The 18378-nt window shown below is 61.6% G+C and carries 17 protein-coding genes, 2 tRNA genes and 1 other RNA gene; 15 read left to right on the forward strand and 5 right to left on the reverse strand.

Annotated features, from left to right (window positions below; all coding sequences use genetic code 11):
• Positions 1-20: 20 nt before the first annotated feature.
• From hinT to GT753_RS05600, 9 genes are all read left to right on the forward strand, one after another.
• Positions 21-371 carry a purine nucleoside phosphoramidase gene (hinT, locus tag GT753_RS05560; protein WP_004928776.1) on the forward strand — a complete coding sequence of 117 codons (351 nt, stop codon included), beginning with the start codon at positions 21-23 and terminating at the stop codon, positions 369-371.
• Positions 372-382: 11 nt separating this feature from the next.
• Positions 383-772, forward strand: a complete 390-nt coding sequence (locus GT753_RS05565) for a YcfL family protein (RefSeq protein ID WP_015377465.1) — start codon at positions 383-385, stop codon at positions 770-772.
• 26 nt (positions 773-798) lie between these two features.
• Complete coding sequence (lpoB, locus tag GT753_RS05570) at positions 799-1389, forward strand: penicillin-binding protein activator LpoB (RefSeq protein ID WP_021504924.1); 591 nt, start codon at positions 799-801, stop codon at positions 1387-1389.
• A complete protein-coding gene (gene thiK, locus GT753_RS05575; RefSeq protein ID WP_015377466.1) occupies positions 1370-2236 on the forward strand; it encodes a thiamine kinase in 867 nt (288 codons plus the stop codon). The genes lpoB and thiK overlap by 20 nt, the downstream gene beginning before the upstream one ends.
• Before the next feature lie 37 nt (positions 2237-2273).
• The gene (gene nagZ, locus GT753_RS05580; RefSeq protein WP_160125367.1) at positions 2274-3293 is read left to right on the forward strand and encodes a beta-N-acetylhexosaminidase; all 1020 of its coding nucleotides are present in this window, start codon (positions 2274-2276) and stop codon (positions 3291-3293) included.
• Between the two features lie 79 nt (positions 3294-3372).
• Entirely contained in the window at positions 3373-3915 is a 543-nt protein-coding gene (gene ycfP, locus GT753_RS05585; protein ID WP_015377468.1) for an alpha/beta hydrolase YcfP, read from the forward strand.
• Between the two features lie 332 nt (positions 3916-4247).
• Positions 4248-5552: an NAD(P)/FAD-dependent oxidoreductase gene (locus tag GT753_RS05590; RefSeq protein ID WP_004928794.1), complete on the forward strand. Its 1305-nt coding sequence runs from the start codon at positions 4248-4250 to the stop codon at positions 5550-5552.
• Positions 5553-5908: 356 nt separating this feature from the next.
• A complete protein-coding gene (locus GT753_RS05595; protein ID WP_004928798.1) occupies positions 5909-6445 on the forward strand; it encodes a glycine zipper 2TM domain-containing protein in 537 nt (178 codons plus the stop codon).
• 264 nt (positions 6446-6709) lie between these two features.
• Positions 6710-7189 (forward strand): Rrf2 family transcriptional regulator, encoded by a 480-nt coding sequence (locus tag GT753_RS05600; RefSeq protein WP_015377469.1) that lies wholly within the window; start codon positions 6710-6712, stop codon positions 7187-7189.
• A 64-nt stretch (positions 7190-7253) separates the two neighbouring features.
• Here GT753_RS05600 and sdeB read toward each other — a convergent pair whose 3' ends face one another.
• Positions 7254-10397, reverse strand: coding sequence for a multidrug efflux RND transporter permease subunit SdeB (gene sdeB, locus GT753_RS05605; RefSeq protein ID WP_021504928.1), 3144 nt, complete (start codon positions 10395-10397; stop codon positions 7254-7256).
• A gap of 24 nt (positions 10398-10421) precedes the next feature.
• Positions 10422-11609, reverse strand: coding sequence for a multidrug efflux RND transporter periplasmic adaptor subunit SdeA (sdeA, locus tag GT753_RS05610; RefSeq protein ID WP_076740337.1), 1188 nt, complete (start codon positions 11607-11609; stop codon positions 10422-10424).
• A 295-nt stretch (positions 11610-11904) separates the two neighbouring features.
• Here sdeA and GT753_RS05615 point away from each other — a divergent pair, with 295 nt between their 5' ends.
• On the forward strand, positions 11905-12261 hold the full coding sequence (locus GT753_RS05615; protein WP_004928813.1) for a helix-turn-helix domain-containing protein: 357 nt from the start codon (positions 11905-11907) through the stop codon (positions 12259-12261).
• A 54-nt stretch (positions 12262-12315) separates the two neighbouring features.
• Here GT753_RS05615 and GT753_RS05620 read toward each other — a convergent pair.
• From GT753_RS05620 to GT753_RS05630, 3 genes are all read right to left on the reverse strand, one after another.
• Positions 12316-12435, reverse strand: a non-coding RNA gene (locus GT753_RS05620) — RtT sRNA.
• A gap of 46 nt (positions 12436-12481) precedes the next feature.
• A tRNA-Ser gene (locus GT753_RS05625) sits at positions 12482-12571 on the reverse strand.
• A 472-nt stretch (positions 12572-13043) separates the two neighbouring features.
• Positions 13044-13133, reverse strand: a tRNA-Ser gene (locus GT753_RS05630).
• 447 nt (positions 13134-13580) lie between these two features.
• Between GT753_RS05630 and GT753_RS05635 the strand changes: the two genes are divergently transcribed.
• From GT753_RS05635 to GT753_RS05655, 5 genes are all read left to right on the forward strand, one after another.
• A complete protein-coding gene (locus GT753_RS05635; protein ID WP_160125475.1) occupies positions 13581-15047 on the forward strand; it encodes a peptide MFS transporter in 1467 nt (488 codons plus the stop codon).
• Positions 15048-15174: 127 nt separating this feature from the next.
• On the forward strand, positions 15175-16116 hold the full coding sequence (gene ghrA, locus GT753_RS05640) for a glyoxylate/hydroxypyruvate reductase GhrA (protein WP_015377473.1): 942 nt from the start codon (positions 15175-15177) through the stop codon (positions 16114-16116).
• 90 nt (positions 16117-16206) lie between these two features.
• On the forward strand, positions 16207-16944 hold the full coding sequence (locus GT753_RS05645; RefSeq protein ID WP_004928821.1) for a phosphatase: 738 nt from the start codon (positions 16207-16209) through the stop codon (positions 16942-16944).
• A 42-nt stretch (positions 16945-16986) separates the two neighbouring features.
• A complete protein-coding gene (locus GT753_RS05650; RefSeq protein ID WP_160125368.1) occupies positions 16987-17565 on the forward strand; it encodes a molecular chaperone in 579 nt (192 codons plus the stop codon).
• Between the two features lie 157 nt (positions 17566-17722).
• Complete coding sequence (locus GT753_RS05655; RefSeq protein WP_099982672.1) at positions 17723-18376, forward strand: tellurite resistance TerB family protein; 654 nt, start codon at positions 17723-17725, stop codon at positions 18374-18376.
• Positions 18377-18378: the final 2 nt, after the last annotated feature.

Raw genomic sequence — 18378 nt, forward strand, 5'->3', positions numbered from 1 at the left:
TGTAAAACAAGGAACGCCAGATGGCCGAAGAAACGATTTTCAGTAAAATTATCCGCCGCGAAATCCCTGCTGATGTGGTTTACCAGGATGAACTGGTGACCGCTTTCCGTGACATCTCCCCCCAGGCGCCCACCCATGTGCTGATCGTTCCCAACGTGCTGATCCCAACCGTCAACGACGTGACCGTGGAGCACGAAGCCGCGCTGGGCCGCATGATCACCGCCGCGGCGAAAATCGCCGAACAGGAAGGCATCGCCGAGGACGGCTACCGCCTGATCGTCAACTGCAACCGCCACGCCGGTCAGGAGGTCTATCATATTCATATGCACCTGGTCGGTGGCCGCTCGCTGGGGCCGCTGCTGTCACGTTAAGCGAGGAAATCATGCGCGGTAAAAAAACTCTGCGTGGTCTGATGGCGCTGGCGCTGCCCGCCGCGTTGTTGATGGGATGCAGCTCACCGCCCGGCATCGCGGTCAACCAAGGGCAGACGGTGGTGATGGATCCCTCGGTGCTGACCGCCGGAATTCTGGCCGATACGCCCTCGATTTCGAACGCTTCCGGGCGGGTGATGGCAACCTCGGTGCTCAATAACAGTCAGCCGACGCCGGTCACCGTACATTACCGTTTCTATTGGTACGACGCGCAGGGGCTGGATATTCGCCCCTTCGAGAAACCGCGTGAGATCGTGGTGGCGCCCGACTCGGACGCCAAAATCTACTCGATTAACGGCAATCTGGACGCTAAAAGCGCGCGTCTGTATCTGTACCTGTAAGCGCTTGCCAGGTTTGGAGAAAAAGCATGAAAAAGTACGTCTTAGTGGCGCTGGCCGCATTAACCCTGAGCGGCTGTCTGTCGCGCCCGCCTGAGCCGGAACAACCGTTGCCGCCGGTCACCGTCGAGCCGGATCAGCCGACGCCGCCGGTGGAGCAGCCGCAGCCGCCAACTACCGAGCCGGTGCCGCAGCCGCCGAAAATCCAGCAGCTCGACTGGCTGGGCAGCGTTCAGCCGCTGGTGGGGCAGATGTTGAAGGCCGATGGCGTCACGGCCGGCAGCGTGCTGCTGCTGGACAGCGTCAAGAACAACACCAACGGCTCGCTGCAGATGGGCAAAGCCACCGCGGCACTGTATAAGGCGTTGGCGTCGAACTCCACTTTCAGCGTGGTGCCGGAAGCGAAGCTGACCAGCGCCAGACAAACGCTGGGCCTGTCGGCGGATGACAGCTTCGGCTCGCGCAGTAAGGCGATTGGCCTGGCGCGCATCGTCGGCGCGCAGTACGTGCTGTACAGCGATGTCAGCGGCGACGTGAAGTCACCGGCGCTGGATATGCAGCTGATGCTGGTGCAAACCGGCGAGATCGTCTGGTCGGGCAATGGCGCCGTTAAACGCTGAGGCCGCGCTGCGACGACTGATGGAAACCAGACTGCCGGCGGTGAATACCGCCGGTTGTCATTTCAGCCCGGTGCAGGGGCTGACCGGCGAGAGCTGGCGCATCGACGGCTCGGGCGTCACGCTGCTGGCGCGGCAACATAGCGCGGAGAAACGCGCGCTGGGCGTGAGCAGGCGGCGGGAGGCGCAGGTCCTGCGTCGCTGTGCGCCGGGGCTGGGGCCACGGGTTTTCGCACAGAATAATCAGTGGCTTATCCTCGAATGGCTTGAAGGTGACGTCGTCACAAATTCCGAATTTGACGCGCTGAATCAGCGCGGCGAGCTGGCGGCGATGGTGGCGACGCTGCATCGGCGGCCGCTCAGCGGTTACCGGCTGGATCTGCGGCGGCAATTCCTCCGCTACTGGCAGCAGCTGGATACGCGGCGTTTAACCCCCGCCTGGCTGCGCCTGCAGCGTCATTTTTTACGCAGCGCCTTGCCACGGCCGCTGCGCCTGGCGCCGCTGCACATGGATATCCATCCGGGCAATCTGCTCACCACCGGCGAAGAGCTGCGGCTGATCGACTGGGAGTATGCCGCCGACGGCGACATAGCGCTGGATATCGCCGCGCTGTTTCGCAGCAACGGCTGGTCGGCCGAACAGCAGCAGCGCTTTTTGCAGCACTACGCGCATCAGGGCTATCGCGACGTCGCCCGGTTGCAGGCGCAGGTGCGCCGTTGGCTGCCGTGGGTGGATTATCTGATGCTGCTGTGGTTTGAAGTGCGCTGGCAGCAGAGCGGCGACGTTGAATTTTTGCGCTGGGGCGCTGCGGTGCGCCGGCGATTCTGTTTATCATCATCTGAATTCTGAACGAACAAAATGAAGTGAGGTGCCCGTGGGCCCAGTAATGCTAGATGTCGCCGGCTACGAGCTGGATGCAGAAGAACGCGAGATTTTGAAACACCCGCTGGTTGGCGGATTGATCCTGTTTACCCGTAACTTCCACGATGCGGAGCAACTGCGTGAGCTGGTGCGCCAGATCCGCGCCGCCTCGCACGATCGGCTGGTGGTGGCGGTAGACCAAGAGGGCGGGCGCGTGCAGCGCTTCCGCGAGGGTTTCACCCGTTTGCCGGCGGCGCAGTCGTTCGCCGCGTTGCACGATGCGCAGGAAGGCGGCCGTCTGGCGCAGGAGGCCGGCTGGCTGATGGCGGCGGAGATGATCGCGCAGGATATCGACATCAGCTTCGCGCCGGTGCTGGACATCGGCCACGGCAGCGCGGCGATCGGCGAGCGTTCGTTCCACAGCGATCCGCCGCAGGCGCTGGCGATGGCGGAGCGCTTCATCCTCGGCATGCACAGCGCCGGCATGAAAACCACCGGCAAACACTTCCCGGGGCACGGCGCCGTCAGCGCCGATTCGCACAAGGAAACCCCGCGCGATCCGCGGCCGCTGGCGCAGATCCGCGAGCACGACATGGCGATCTTCCGCGAGCTGATCAACCGCCAACTGCTGGACGCCGTCATGCCGGCCCACGTCATCTATACTGAAGCGGACCCGCGTCCGGCCAGCGGCTCGCCTTACTGGCTGCAGCAGATCCTGCGTCAGGAGCTGGGCTTCGACGGCGTGATCTTCTCCGACGATCTGTCGATGGAAGGCGCCGCCATCATGGGGAGCTACGCCGAGCGCGGCCAGGCGGCGCTGGATGCCGGATGCGACATGATTCTGGTGTGCAACAACCGCGCCGGTGCGGTCAGCGTGTTGGATAACCTGTCCCCGGTCAAAGCAGAGAAGGTGAAGCGGTTATATCATCGCGGTCAGTTCACCCGTCAGGAACTGCGTGACTCCGAGCGCTGGCAGCAGGCGCACAAGGCGCTCAGCGCGTTGTGCGAGCGTTGGGAGGAGCACAAGCAGCGTTCGCAAGGGTGAATCCAGGTGCCGCATCGCGGCGCAGAGCGGAAATGATGAGGGCCGCGCCCGCGGCCCTTGGCTTGTTGCGAGGATCCACATGATTATCTATTTGCACGGCTTCGATTCCACCAGTCCCGGCAATCATGAAAAGGTATTACAGCTGCAGTTTATCGATCCGGACGTGCGCTTTATCAGCTACAGCACGCTGCATCCGCGTCACGACATGCAGCATCTGTTGAAGGAGGTGGACAAGGCGGTGCAGCAGGGCGGCGATGCGCACCCGTTGATCTGCGGGGTTGGCCTCGGCGGCTTCTGGGCGGAGCGCATCGGCTTCCTGTGCGGCATTCGCCAGGCGATGTTCAATCCCAACCTGTACCCGGAAGAGCACATGCACGGCAAGATAGACCGGCCGGAAGAATATCGCGATATCGCCACCAAGTGCGTGGAGGATTTCCGCGAGAAAAACCGCGATCGCTGTCTGGTGGTGCTGTCGCGCCACGACGAGGTGCTGGATAACCGGCGCAGCGCCGAATTGCTGCATCACTACTACGAGATCGTGTGGGATGAACAGCAGACGCACAAGTTCAAAAACATCTCTCCGCATCTGCAGCGGCTCAAGGCGTTCAAGGCGCTGGGTTAACAGTTTCATAACGCTGCCGCGAGCCGCGCGCCCCGTTTTTCACCGGCGGAAAGTGCGGCTTTTTTGTACGTCAAAGCAAGATTCTGTGTGGCAATCGGCAAAATTTAAAACTGTGACTCAGCGCTAACTATTTGAATCACAATCCCCAAAAAATCCCCGCGTCCAGCCTTTAACCAAAAAAATTTGATGTACGTCAATTTTGGTATGACCAAATAACCTCACATGCTATTCTGGCTGCAGAGAGCCGATTTATTTTAAGCGAACCCTATGTATTCTAAGGATATTATTTATTTACCCTGGGATAACAAATGGTTCACATTTAGGGGGTTATTTTGACAACGCCAAAGAAGAAAATCGTTATTGTTGGCGGCGGCGCCGGTGGTCTGGAGCTGGCGACCAGCCTGGGCCATAAACTTGGCCGCAAGAACAAAGCCGAGATCACGTTGGTGGATCGCAACCACAGCCATTTGTGGAAACCGCTGTTGCACGAAGTGGCGACCGGTTCCCTCGATGACGGCGTAGATGCGCTCAGCTACCTGGCGCACGCGCGCAATCACCATTTCAGCTTCCAGCTGGGGTCGTTGACCAACATCAACCGTGAGACGCAAACGCTGCAGCTGGCGCAGATCTGCGACGAGCAGGGCGGCGAGCTGGTGCCGGCGCGCGAATTGCCGTACGACATTCTGGTGATGGCGCTGGGCAGCACCTCGAACGATTTCGGTACGCCAGGCGTGAAAGAGCACTGCATCTTCCTGGATAACCCCCATCAGGCACGTCGTTTCCACAACGAAATGCTCAACCTGTTCCTGAAGTTCTCGGCGCAGCCGGGGCAAAAAGAGCGGGTCAACATCGCTATCGTCGGCGGCGGCGCCACCGGCGTTGAACTGTCCGCCGAACTGCACAACGCGGTGAAGCAGTTGCACAGCTACGGCTTTGAAGGCCTGGACAACAGCGCGCTCAACGTGACGCTGGTGGAAGCCGGCGAGCGCATCCTGCCGGCGCTGCCGCCGCGCATTTCCGCCGCCGCGCACCAGGAGCTGATCAAACTGGGCGTGCGCGTGCTGACCAACACCATGGTGACCAGCGCGGACGCCAAGGGGCTGAACACCAAGGGCGGCGAATTCATCGACGCCGATCTGATGGTGTGGGCGGCCGGCATCAAGGCGCCGGACTTTATGAAGGACATCGGCGGCCTGGAAACCAACCGCATCAACCAGCTGGTGGTGGAGCCGACGCTGCAGACCACGCGCGATCCGAACATCTTCGCCATCGGCGACTGCGCTTCCTGTCCGAAAGAGGGCGGCGGTTTCGTGCCGCCGCGCGCACAGTCGGCGCACCAGATGGCTTCGCGTTGCGCCACCAATATTCTGGCGTTGATGAACGGCCAGACGCTGAAGCCTTACGTGTATAAAGATCACGGCTCGCTGGTGTCGCTGTCGCGCTTCAGCACCGTCGGCAGCCTGATGGGCAACCTGATGCGCGGTTCGATGATGGTGGAAGGGCGCATCGCGCGCTTCGTCTACATCTCGCTGTACCGCATGCATCAGGTCGCGTTGCATGGCTACATCAAAACCGGCCTGATGATGCTGGTGGGCGGCATTAACCGGGTGATCCGTCCGCGCCTGAAGATGCACTGATCCCGCCTTTGTCGACCAACCCGCGCCGGTTCGCCCGCGCGGGTTTTTTTATGGCGGCGCGAGCCGATCGGCGGCGGTTGCTTGATTCTTCTGCATAAGCCGTCGTTGGCATGGGTAAAATTCTTAAGATTCCTCCTAAACAACGGGAAAACGGCCGTTTTCCCGCATTTTTGGTCCCCTTGTCTTATTGCGGGCCTTCAGATCATTGTGCAGACTTTACCTCGTTTACAGACGGCGCGTCGCGCACGCCGTAAACCGGGATACCGCCAGCCGCCCATGCGCAAAATAATAAGCGCGGTGCCAGCCGGTAACAGACCCCGGAAAAAATGCGTGGTAACACTTTCAGGAGGTTTCCTGTGAACAAGTCAATGTTAGCCGGTGTTGGAATTGGTATCGCTGCCGCTCTGGGGATTGCCGCGGTAGCCAGCCTGGACGTCTTTTCTGCCGGTCCGCAATATGCGCAGGTGCTCGCCGCCACACCGATTAAAGAAACCATCAAAACGCCGCGTCAGGAATGCCGCAACGTCACCGTCACGCACCGTGCACCGGTGCAGGATGAAAACCGCATCGCCGGTTCTGTGCTGGGCGCAGTGGCGGGCGGCGTGATCGGCCACCAATTCGGCGGCGGTCGCGGGCGCGACGTGGCGACCGTGGTCGGCGCGCTGGGCGGCGGCTACGCCGGCAACCAGGTGCAAGGGGCGATGCAGAACAACGACGTCACCACCAGCGTTCAGCAGCGTTGCAAAACGGTCTACGACAAGTCCCAGAAAATGTTGGGCTATGACGTGACCTACAAGATCGGCAATCAGCAGGGCAAGATCCGCATGGATCACGATCCGGGCACGCAAATCCCGTTGGATAAAAACGGCCAGCTGGTGCTGAACAGAGCCTGATCGCCACATTCGAATTAAACCCGCGGGCAGTGTTAGTTCTGATCGTTTAACCCGGTTAAGCGAGCGGCGTTAACATTGACGCGGGTTTCTGTTTTCTGCCTGCCCAAAAGTTTGCGATCGTTCTAATGTCTGCGTGCGATATCGCTGGGCGAAACTTCAAAAAAGCCCCTGCGTTTGTTATATTATTGTGCAATTAAGCGGTGTTATCGGCGCCAATCGCCACACCGGCCAAACCCGAGTATTTCGTCTCGCAGAGATAACGACATGTTAGATTTTCGCTTTCCGACAGCGTTGCAAATGGTCCTTAGCGTCGCCGTAGCTGAGAAGCAGGGCATGCGTTCGACGAGCGCCACCCTCGCCGCCGCTCTGGAAGCCAACCCCAGCTTTATCCGCAAACTGATGGTGCCGCTGACCAAAGACGGCATCATCGTTTCCACCTTGGGCCGAAACGGCTCTATCCACCTCGGCCGCCCGGCGGAAGAGATCACCCTGCGGGACATCTATCTGGCGGTGATCGACGACAAGCGCATCTGGGCTTCCCGCCCTGAAGTGCCGGCTCGTTGCCTGGTGAGCGCCAACGCCTGCTGGTATTTCAAATCGGTGGTGAACGAGGCCGAGCAGGCTTCGCTCGCGGTGCTGGCGCGCCACACCGTGGCCGACTCGCTGGCCGAGCTGGAGCGGGGTGACAAGCGCGCCTGCGCGGAATACGCCGCCGAGCAAGAGGCTGAAGCCGCCGGTAAATAATGCCGGATGGAGCGCATAAAAAAGGTCGGGTATTGCCCGACCTTTTTGCATTTCAGGATGATGATTACGCCGTCTGCGGCTGCGCTTTGCGGGCCACCAGGCGCCGCAAGGTGACGTAGAACACCGGCGTCAGGAACAGCCCGAACAGGGTGACACCCAGCATGCCGGAGAACACCGTGATGCCGGTGACGCCGCGCACTTCGGCGCCGGCGCCATGGCCAAGGATCAGCGGGATGGTGCCGGCGATGAAGGCGATGGAGGTCATCACGATCGGCCGCAGCCGCAGGCGGCAGGCCTCCAGCGCCGCTTCGACGATGCCTTTGCCCTGCATTTCCAGTTCGCGGGCGAACTCGACGATCAGAATGGCGTTCTTGCAGGCCAGCCCCATCAGAACGACCAGCCCGACCTGAACGAACACGTTGTTGTCGCCGCCGGTCAGCCACACGCCGAACAGCGCCGACAGCATGGTCATCGGCACGATCAGGATCACCGCCAGCGGCAGCGTCCAGCTTTCGTACAGCGCCGCCAGCGCGAGGAACGCCAGCAGTACCGCCACCGGGAACACCACCAGCGCGGCGTTACCCTGGGTCGATTGCTGGTAACTCAGATCGGTCCACTGGATGTTCATGCCGTTCGGCAACAGCTTGCCGGCCATTTGCGTCAGCGCGCCCATCGCCTGGGTAGAGGAGAGCACGCGCGGATCGGCGTCGCCGATCAGATCCGCTGCCGGGAAACCGTTGTAACGGATCACCGGATCCGGGCCGTAGGTGGTGCCGATGCTGACCATACTGCCGATCGGCACCATTTCGCCTTTGTCGTTGCGGGTACGCAGGTTGGCGATGTCTTCCACGCTGTCGCGGAACTGGCCGTCGGCCTGCGCCATCACCTTCCAGGTGCGGCCGTAACGGTTAAAGTCGTTGATGTAAGACGAACCGAGGTAGGTCTGCAGCGTGCTGAACAGCGCATTGAGCGGCACCCCCTGGGCCTTGGCCTTGTCGCGATCGATTTTGGCGTCCAGCTGCGGCACGTTGGCCTGATAAGAGGAGATCGGGAAACCCATGCCCGGCGTTTGCATAATGGCGCCGGACATCGTGTTGATCGCGGTCTGCAGCGCGCCGTAACCCAGCCCGGCGCGATCCTGCACGTACAGTGAATAGCCGGAGCCCTGGCCGATGCCGAGGATCGGCGGCGGCATGATCGAGAAGGCGAAGCCTTCCTGGATCTGTGAAATGCGCGCGTTGATCTCGGCGTTGATCTGCGCCGCGGTGCGGGTACGGGTGCTCAATGACTCCAGCGCGAAGAACACCGTGCCGGTATTCGGCGTATTGGTGAACTGCAGCGCGTTCAGGCCGGGGAAGGCCACCGCATCGGTGACGCCGTCCACGCTCAGGCCGATGGCGCTCATCTTGCGGATCACCGCATCGGTGCGCTCCAGCGAGGCGCCTTCCGGCATCTTCACGCCGCCAATCAGGTATAGCTTGTCCTGCGTCGGGATAAAGCCGCCGGGCACGGTCTTGAACATCACGCCGGCGGCGGCCAGCAGCAGCAGGTAGACGACGAACACCGCGCCGCGTCGGCCCAGCACGCGGGATACCCCGTGCTGATAACGCTGCGAGCCGCTGGCGAAGAAGCGGTTGAACGGCCGGAACAGCCAGCCGAACAGCCGGTCGATCAGGCGCGACGGCAGGTCTTTCGGCGCGCCGTGCGGTTTCAGCAAGCGCGCCGCCAGCGCCGGCGACAGGGTCAGCGAGTTGATGGCGGAGATCACCGTCGAGATGGCGATGGTGACGGCGAACTGCTTGTAGAACTGGCCGGTGACGCCGGAAAGGAACGCCATCGGCACGAACACCGCACACAGCACCACGGCGATGGCGATGATCGGGCCGGAGACCTCGCGCATCGCCTGGTGCGCCGCCGCCAGCGGCGACAGCCCCTCTTCGATGTTGCGCTCGACGTTCTCCACCACCACGATGGCGTCATCCACCACGATGCCGATCGCCAGCACCAGCCCGAACAGGCTGAGGGTGTTGAGCGAGAAGCCCAGCAGATACAGCGCGGCGAAGGTGCCGACCACGGAGATCGGCACCGCCAGCAGCGGAATGATCGAGGCGCGCCAGGTCTGCAGGAACAGAATGACCACCAGCACCACCAGGATCACCGCTTCCAGCAGGGTATCTACCACCGCGCGGATCGAGTCGCGCACGAACACCGTCGGATCGTATGGCGACTTCCAGCTCATGCCGTCCGGGAAGCGGGTCGCCAGCTCGGCCATCTTGCCGCGCACCGCGTCCGACAGCTCGATGGCGTTGGCGCCCGGCGACTGGAAGATGCCGATGCCGACCGCATCCTTGTTATTGAGCTGGGCGCGCAGCGCGTAGCTGCCGGAGCCCATTTCGATGCGCGCCACGTCGCGCAGCCGCACGATCTCGCCGTTATCGCCGCTCTTGAGAATGATGTTGCCGAACTCTTCTTCGGTTTGCAGACGCCCCTGGGCGTTGATCGACAGCAGATAGTCGCTGCGCGTCGGCATCGGCTCCGCGCCAAGCTGGCCGGCGGAAACCTGCACGTTCTGCTCCTGCATGGCGCTCACCACGTCGGAGGCGGTCAGCCCGCGCGCGGCGACTTTGTTCGGATCGAGCCAGATGCGCATTGCGTATTCGCCGGCGCCGAAGATCTGCACCTGGCCGACGCCCGGCAGACGGGCCAGCTCATCCTTGACCTTCAGGGTGGCGTAGTTGCGCAGGTACAGCGAGTCGTACTTGCCGGAAGGCGATACCAGATGCACCACCAGCGTCAGCGCCGGAGACTGTTTCTGGGTGGTGATCCCCTGGCGGCGCACGTCTTCCGGCAGGCGCGCTTCGGCCTGCGCCACGCGGTTTTGCACCTGCACCTGCGCCTGATCGGGATCGGTGCCCGGGCGGAAGGTGACGGTGGTCACCAGCACGCCGTCGGAACCGGCGACCGATTTCATGTACATCATGTTTTCGACGCCGTTGATCGCTTCCTCCAGCGGCGTGGCCACCGTTTCAGCGATCTCTTTCGGGTTGGCGCCCGGGTATTCTGCACGCACCTGCACGCTGGGCGGCACCACGTCCGGGTACTCGCTGATCGGCAGCAGCGGGATGGCTATCACCCCGGCGACAAAAATCAGTATCGACAGCACCGCGGCGAAGATCGGCCGGTCGATGAAAAAGCGGGAAAAGTCCATGGGTCAGAAGTCTCTGCTGGGAGCTTAGTTAAGCGTGGAGGCGATAGGATTCATGGCGACGGCTTTCGCGTCGACCGGCATGCCCGGCATAAACACTTTCTGCATGCCGTCGACGATCACCCGATCGCCGTTTGCCAACCCTTTCTGCACGATGCGCAATCCTTCGGCCATGCGGCCCACGTCAATGTCGCGGCGCTGCGCCTTGCCGTCTTTATCGACGATGTAAACGAACTTGCGGTTCTGGTCGGTCATCACCGCTTTGTCGTCGATCAGCATGGCGTTGAACTCGGCGCTGCCGGGCATCTGTACCCGGGCGAACAGCCCCGGCGTGAAGCGGCGATCGCGGTTGTCGAGCAGGGCGCGCATGCGGATGGTGCCGGTCCCGGCGTTCAGTTGGTTATCGGTGAAGTCCACCAGCCCCTGATGCGGAGTGCCGTCTTCGCCTACCAGGCCGACTTTCACCGGCAGGCGGGCATCGTGCCGGCCTTGCTGCTGATAGCGCAGGAAGGTGGCTTCATCCACGTCGAAATAGACGTAGACCTTGTCGAGCGACACCAGCGTCGTCAGCACGCTGGCGCTGTCGCCGGCGGTGACCAGGTTGCCGGCGGTGATCATCGCGCGGCTGGCGCGCCCGTCAATCGGCGCGGTAACGCGGGTAAAGTCGAGATTCAGCTGCGCCATATCGAGCTGGGCCTGCGCCGCCAGCACGTTGCTTTGCGCCTGCGCGGCGGACGACCGGCGCTGCTCCCACACTTCCTGAGAGATGGCCTGAGTGCCGATCAGTTTCTCGGTGCGCGAGGATTCGCTGCGCGCCAGGGCGGCCTGGTTGCGCGCCCGCACCAGCTCTGCCTGCGCCTGTTCGCGCGCGGCGCGGTAGGTGCGATCGTCGATGGTGAACAGCACCTGGCCTTTCTTCACCTCGTCGCCTTCGGTGTAGTTGACCCGCTCGATGTAACCGGAGACCCGTGGGCGCAGTTGCACGCTTTGCACCGCTTCGACCCGACCGTTGAACGCATCCCACTGGCTGATCGGTTTGACCACCACGCTGGCGGCGCTGACCACCGGCGGCGGTGGCGGGGCGTTGTGCGCGACGCTGTTGTCACACCCGGCGAGCAGGGCGGCCAGCAGCGCCACCCCGGAGAGCCGCTGGCCCAGAGCGAAGGCGCGCGTGCGGCCGCCGGCGTTGAACGATGAGTTTGGTTGATTTGCCATTATTTTTATTCCGATAAGTAAGCGCGGTCAGGCCCCACACCCGGCCCTGTTCTCCGGGATTCGCCCCCGCACCGGCGTGCGGTGAGGGGGCGGCTGCGCCGTGCAGCGGCGCAACGTTAGGTTTTGAAACACATTGGTGTCACATTAATGTATCAATATCGGTTACATTAATTGGGTGGAGTATAGTGGCGGCTTTCCAATAAATGCAATAATAAAAATTGCATTTAAAGCGAAACTGTTGCAACGTATGTGCATCGGGCAGAGGGTGACCCTGCCGAATGATGGGAGCATCTGCATGAACACTACGGGCTTTATTACCGATTTGAAGGCGTGGATCGACAACAATCTGGAAGAGAAACTGGATATCAACACCGTGGCGGACCGCGCGGGCTATTCCAAATGGCATCTGCAGCGCATGTTCAAACGCCAGACCGGCTACGCGCTGGGAGAGTATATCCGCATGCAAAAACTGAAAGTGTCGGCGGAGCGCCTGGCCAACAGCGGCGAGCCTATCGTCAGCGTGGCGATCTCGCTCGGCTTCGACTCACAGCAGTCGTTCAACCGCAGCTTCAAACGCCAATTCGGCCAAACGCCGGGCGATTGGCGCCGCGCGCTGGCGCAGCCGGCGTCAATGGGGCGCACGCACCACTGAGCGGTTGGGGTATGGGGATAAAAAAGCCTGAATTTGCGTTCGGGCTTTTTTGTATGGCGGTGAGGGAGGGATAGATTCGCTGCGCTCACCCTGCGGGCCGCCGCTGGCGGTCCAAAACGCAGGCGTTTTGTCGAACCCTGTCGAGGGTTCTCACCCTCCCGGTCGGTGCGCTATGCATACAAAAAAGCCTGAACGTGAGTTCAGGCTTCTTCGTAGAATATGGCGGTGAGGGAGGGATTCGAACCCTCGATACACTTTCGCGTATACACACTTTCCAGGCGTGCTCCTTCAGCCACTCGGACACCTCACCATATTTTTTTGTTGCGAAATCATCGCTGCAACGGGGCGCTACTATAGGGAGTGGGGCCGATCCGGTCAAGAATAATTTCTGTGTTTTTGTTTGTCCGCTCAACCCGTGTTCACTTTGCTGAAAACTGCGGCGAACGGCAGGGCGGAAGCCATGAAAGAGCGAGAACATCAGGGGTAAGGTTCGTTGATAACCGGCGGAAATGGGAATCACGGTCACAGAGGGAGGGAGATGCGCTGCGCACGCCCCTCTCTGCGGTGCATCATGCAAAAAAAAGCCTGGACGCGAATCCAGGCTTTCTCTTTGAATTTGGCGGTGAGAGAGGGCTTGATTCGCTGCGCTCACCCTGCGGGCCGCCGTTGGCGGTCCAAAACGCAGGCGTTTTGTCGAACCCTGTCGAGGCTTCTCGCCCCTCTCGGCGGTGCGCCATGCAAAAAAAAAGCCTGGACGCGAATCCAGGCTTTCTCTTTGAATTTGGCGGTGAGAGAGGGGTTCGAACCCTCGATACACTTTCGCGTATACACACTTTCCAGGCGTGCTCCTTCAGCCACTCAGACACCTCACCGTTTTGTCGTCGATAACGCCTTGCGCTGTCGACGGGCGCTAATGTAGGAGAATCTGATCTCAGCGTCAACCCTCTTATTTCATTCTCATGACTGTTTAGCCAAACTTGCAGCAATTTGCTGATTTACCGAACGATATTCCCACTCTTGGCCGCCGGCGGGCAGGGCGGACTACGTTCAAAACGCGTGAAAGATGATTGTTTGACCTTTTTCTGTACGGGTAGCTCAATATATCGCCAATGAGATCGGTCTATTTGCTGTTATATGCATTAATACTGGATTATTAGTCAAATGTGTCGCTAAATGGAATTATGTCGGCGCGGCGTTTTTGGCAAGGAACATCACGGCGCCGCGCAGATTGCCGGGAGACAGGCCGGCGATATCGCAGACAGGGACAGACTCATTACATAATAATGCAGTAGAGGTTCGTTTTGACTCCTTCAGATGCCATGCCGGCGCCGCAAGCGCGCCATGCCATTCCCCCCGGTGCGGGGGCGCTGTTCTTCATCCAGATCTTCGCCACACTGGGCTTCGCCGTGCTTTACTCCACGCTGGTGCTGTACGCCACCAAGCGATTGGGCTTCAACGAAAGCAGCGCCAACGCCATGATGGGGGTGTTCGGCGCCTTCAACTATGGTCTGCACATGTTCGGCGGCTACCTCGGCGGCCGTTTCCTCAGCAACCGCAACCTGTTCGTGCTGGGCATGGTGCTGCAGGTGATCGGCTGCGCGCTGATTGCCGTCGCGGGCGTGTGGGGGCTGTACTGGGGGCTGGCGATGTTCCTGACCGGCAGCGGCCTTAACGTGACCTGCATTAATATGATGCTCACCCAGCGTTTCAAACCGGATGATGACCGGCGCGAATCGGCATTCCTGTGGAACTACGCTGGCATGAACCTCGGGTTCTTCGTTGGCTTTACCGTCGCCGGGTATTTCCAACTGACGGAAAACTATCGCGCGCTGTTCCTGTTCGCCACGCTGGGCAATGCGGCGGCGATCATCGTCGCCGTCTGCCGCTGGCGGATTCTGGCGGATCTCAATACGCCGCTGCACGATGCCAGCCGCAGTCAATACCGTTGGCGCATGCTGGCCGGGCTGGCGGTGCTGGTGGCGCTGGTGCCGATTATCCGCGTGATGCTGACCCACGCCGAGTTCAGCGGCCATTTCGTGATCGTGCTCGGCGCGCTGATCTTCCTGATGCTGTGCGTGGTGACGCTGCGCCACCATCCGCGCGATGAGCGCCGCAGAATGGCGGCCTATCTGATCCTGGCGCTGGGGTCGCTGGTGTTCTGGGCGCTGTATCAGCTGGCGCCGATGGGGCTGATGCTGTTCTCCGAGCACAACATCAACCTGAACGTTTACGGCATTCAGGTGGCGCCGCAGTGGATCCAGAATATCAACACGCTGGTGATCGTGGTGGGCGGCCCGCTGCTGGCCTGGTGGTTCAATCGCCTGCGCGCCCGCGGTTGCAACATCGACATTCCGCTGCAGTTCTCCGGATCGCTGTTCTGCATCGGGCTCGGCATGCTGGTGCTGCCGCTGGGCATCAGCATGGCCGGCGGCGACGGGCTGGTGGCGTTTAAATGGATCGTCATCAGCTATGTGCTGCAAAGCGTCGGTGAATTGATGATCTCGCCGATCGGTTACGCGATGATCGGCAAGCTGGCGCCGCCGCGCTATCAGGGCGTGATGATGGGCTGCTGGATGATGGTGACCGGCGTCGCCTCGGTGCTGGCGGGCTACGTCTCCGGCCTGATGCCGGAAAACAGCGGCAGTACGCCGCTGCAAACCAATCCCGGCTACAGCGAAATCTTCAGCGCACTGGGCTGGGGGGCGACGGGCGTCGGCGTGGCGATGCTGATCCTCATTCCGCTGCTGCGGCGTCTTATCCGGCGCGACGGCGCGTCTGCCGCCTGATTTTGCGCACATGCACAACAGCCCCACTGGTCGGGGCTGTTTTTATTTTGGGCTTTAACGCTTGCATCCGGCGGCGAATCGCGGAAGGCTGAAGGAAAACCAATAAAAACAAACCGGAGCCCGCAGTATGAACATCATCTATTACCACCCCTTGTTTAACGCCCAGGAATGGCTGATCGGCATCAAGCAACGCCTGCCGCAGGCCGAGATCCGCGAATGGCAGCGCGGCGACGAGCGGCCGGCGGATTACGCGCTGGTATGGCGCCCGCCGCACGAGATGTTAGCCAACCGCCGCGATCTGAAAGCGGTGTTCGCCCTCGGCGCCGGCGTCGACGCCATTCTCGATCAGGAGCGCAAACACCCCGGCACACTGCCCGCCGGCGTGCCGCTGCTGCGGCTGGAGGATACCGGCATGGCGCAGCAGATGCAGGAATATGCGCTGAGCTATGTGCTGCGCTATTTCCGCCGTTTCGACGAGTATCAGGCGTTGCAGCAGCGGCAGGAATGGCAACCGCTCGATCCGCACTCGCTGGATGATTTCACTATCGGCATCCTCGGCGCCGGCGTGCTGGGGCAGAGCGTGGCGCGCAAGCTGACCGAGTTTGGCTTCAGCGTACGCTGCTGGAGCCGCAGCGCCAAACAGATCGACGGCGTGCAAAGCTTCGCCGGAGAGGCGCAGCGCGGCGCCTTTCTCGACGGCGTCAAACTGCTGATCAACCTGCTGCCCAATACGCCGGAGACCGTCGGCATTCTCAACCGTGAGCTGTTCGCGCAACTGCGGCCGGGAGCTTACCTCATCAACATCGCGCGCGGCGCGCATCTGGTGGAGGCCGATCTGCTGGCGGCGCTGGAGCAGGGGCAACTGGCCGCCGCCACGCTGGACGTGTTCGCCCGCGAGCCGCTGCCGCAGGATCACCCGTTCTGGCGTCATCCGCGTGTCACCATTACCCCGCATATTGCTGCCATCACGTTGCCGCAGCAGGCGATGGATCAGATCGCCGCCAACATCCGCGCGCTGGAGGCGGGGCATGCCCCGGCCGGCGTGGTCGACAGGCAACGGGGTTACTGAGCCTTCAGCCGCCGTTCGGTAACTGATAAGCTGTTATCGTCATCGCGCCTGTCCGTACCTTTGCGGGCGGGCCCTCTGGAAGGAGAAACAATGTACCCCGTTGATTTGCATATGCACACCGTCGCCAGCACCCACGCTTACAGCACGCTGCACGATTACATCGCCGAAGCCCAGCAGAAGGGCATCAAGCTGTTCGCCATCACCGATCACGGCCCGGACATGGCCGATGCGCCGCACTACTGGCACTTCATGAACATGCACGTGTGGCCGCGCCGGGTGAACGGCGTGGGCATTTTGCGCGGTATCGAAGCCAACATCAAAAACCTGCAGGGCGATATCGACTGCACCGGCCCGATGCTGACGGCCACCGACGTGATCATCGCCGGTTTCCATGAGCCGGTGTTTGCGCCGCAGGATAAAGCGTCCAATACTGAAGCGATGATCGCCGCGATGGCGCAGGGAGACGTGCATATCATCAGCCACCCCGGCAACCCGCGTTACCCGATCGATATTCCCGCCGTCGCGGCGGCGGCGGCCAAATACGAGGTGGCGCTGGAGCTGAATAACTCGTCGTTCACCCACTCCCGCAAGGGCAGCGAGGCCAACTGCCGGGCGATCGCCGCCGCGGTGCGCGACGCCGGCGGCTGGCTGGCGCTGGGTTCGGATTCGCACGTCGCTTTTTCACTGGGTAATTTCGAGCACTGCGAGCGCATCATCGAAGAGGTGGGCTTCCCGCAGGAGCGCATTCTCAACGTCAGCCCGCGCCGGTTGCTGGATTTTCTCGAGCGGCGCGGCAAGCCGGCGATTGCGGAATTGGCCGATTTGTGACATCGTCCCGGCAAAATTTTCCGTATTGTATAAGGCATTATCATGAATGAGTTTTCCATTGTCTGCCGCGTGCTGGGTACGCTGTTCTACCGCCAGCCGCAGGATCCGCTGCTGGTGCCGCTGTTCGCGCTGATCAAAGAGGGCAAGCTTCAGCAGCACTGGCCGCTGGAGCAGGATGACCTGCTGAAGCGCCTGCAGCAGGGCTGCGACGTCAACCAGCTGGCGACCGACTTTAACGCGATGTTCGTCGGCAGCGAATGCAGCGTGTCGCCGTTCCGCTCCGACTACGTCGAAGGCGCCAGCGAAGCGGAAGTGCGCACCTTCCTGCAGCAGCGCGGCATGCCGCTGGCGGAGGCGCCGGCCGACCATTTCGGCCAGCTGCTGCTGGCCGCTTCCTGGCTGGAGGATCAGTCGCAGGAAGATGAAGCGCAGGCGCAGATCGCGCTGTTCGACGAGTTTCTGCTGCCGTGGTGCGGCCGCTTCCTCGGCAAAGTGGAAGCGCACGCCACCACCGGTTTCTACCGCACGCTGGCGCTGATGACCCGCGACGCCATCCAGGCGATGCGCGACGAGCTGGCGGAGTACGAGCAGGAAGACGAAGCGGGCGACGAAGACGCGTAACGCCGCAGCCATCCAGGCGGGCCGCCCGGCCCGCCGATCCGCTAAACACAGGTTTGCATCCCCCAGACGTAAATTGACAAAAGATCCCCTAATCTGGCGGTTTACCGTCGGTTCGGCCGCGCCTGCGCGCCGCGCTTTTTCACGCAAGGGGTAGATGATGAAAAGTAACTGGATGCAGCAGATTCAAACGTTGATCGGGCAGAAGGCCGGCGCGATGGGCGGGGCGGAAGGCATCGGCAAGCTGCTGGCGCCCACGGCGCTGGGCGGTTTGGTCGGCGTGCTGTTGGCCAACAAATCCTCGCGCAAGCTGGTGGGTAAGTTCGGCAAGAATGCGCTGATTATCGGCGGCAGCGCGGCGGTGGGCGCGGTGCTGTGGAACAAGTATAAGCAGCGGGTGAAAGAGACCCATCAGGACGAACCGCAGTTCGGTTTGCAAACCACGCCGGTAGATCTGCGCGCCAAGCGTTTGGTGCAGGCGTTGGTGTTCGCCGCCAAGAGCGACGGCCATATCGATGCCGACGAGCAGCGCGCCATCGATCACAGCCTGTCGCAGCTGCAGGTGGGGGAAGAGGCGCAGGCCTGGGTGCAGGAAGCGCTCGATCAGCCGCTCAACCCGGAATTGATCGCCCGCAGCGTGCAAAATGAAGACGAGGCGCTGGAGGTTTACTACCTGAGCTGTCTGGTGATCGACGTCGATCACTTTATGGAGCGCGGCTACCTCGATGCGCTGGCGCAGGCGCTGAAGATCCCGGCGGACGTCAAGCAGGGCATCGAGAGCGACGTCAACGAGAAAAAGCGCGAGCTGGCGTAGCG

Origin of the sequence: Serratia sp. Z4 (assembly GCF_009900725.1) — a bacterium.
Lineage (GTDB): Bacteria > Pseudomonadota > Gammaproteobacteria > Enterobacterales > Enterobacteriaceae > Serratia > Serratia nematodiphila.